Here is an 871-nt window from a genome sequence, read left to right as displayed (position 1 = left end):
TTCGCGCAGCGCCAGCCAGTCCGGCAGGCTCTGGCCGCGGGCATGCAGCAGGCGGTCATGGGCATCGACGCTGTACAACGCGTGCTGCGCCAGCCGCGAGGCCGGCACCCGCGCCAGTGCCGACTCCAGTGAGGCATCCGGCAGCGCGCGCCCGGCCCCCAGCCGTTCGTTGAGAAAACTCGCGCCCTGGGCCGGCAGTTCGACCACCGTGCCTGCCTCTCCCCAGCCGTTCCAGCGTCGCATGCGTGTGTCCTTCTTTGCCGTCGGATCATGGATGTTTCAGGCCTCCATACTAGCCAGCGGCCGCCCGGTGTCACGGTCGTATCCGGCCAGTTCATGTAGCCAATTGAGTCAAACGTCGCGCAAGCGTCAGGCATTTACTTTAGTTGCGGTTTGCACTTACCTTTCAGGCTATTCGTCTGCCCATGCCGCCGTTGATCAAAGGATCGGGATCATGCAATCGCTCGGCTTCACCTCAGTGCCGCCCCTGCTCAAATACCTGCGCCATGCCGAACAACTGGGCATGGCCATCGAGCCGGCATTGACGGCGGCCGGGTTGCAGGCGCAGCAACTGAGCGACAACACCCTGCGCTTGCCGGGTGAGGCTCATGAAAAACTGCTCGATTATTTCTGCGAACACTCGGGCGACCCGCTGTTCGGGCTTAACGCAGCGAATTTTGTCCTGCCCAATTCCTGGAGCGTGCTCGGTTACATCACCATGAACTGCGCAACGCTGGGCGATGCCATGAGCCGGATCATGCCGTTCGAGAAACTGGTGGGCGACATGGGCGTCAGCCGCACCGAGGTGCAGGACGGCCATGTGCACCTGATCTGGACCTGCCGCTATCAGCGCCCGCGCATTCGCCGGCAT

Annotated in this window: 1 protein-coding gene and 1 pseudogene; one reads left to right on the top strand and one right to left on the bottom strand. The window is 63.0% G+C overall.

Annotation, left to right across the window (positions count from 1 at the left end):
- Window positions 1-243: pseudogene (locus DBR24_RS34595) on the bottom strand (FAD-binding oxidoreductase); the annotation flags it as partial.
- 211 nt (window positions 244-454) lie between these two features.
- Between DBR24_RS34595 and DBR24_RS34590 the strand changes: the two are divergent.
- The coding region (locus DBR24_RS34590) for an AraC family transcriptional regulator ligand-binding domain-containing protein (protein ID WP_256592019.1) at window positions 455-871 on the top strand (417 nt) is incomplete at its 3' end.

The organism is Pseudomonas sp. HMWF006 (assembly GCF_003061205.1).
Taxonomy (GTDB): Bacteria; Pseudomonadota; Gammaproteobacteria; order Pseudomonadales; family Pseudomonadaceae; genus Aquipseudomonas; species Aquipseudomonas monsensis.
The sequence above is the reverse complement of the archived record's forward strand: the minus strand, read 5'-3'. Positions and strand labels throughout refer to the sequence as shown.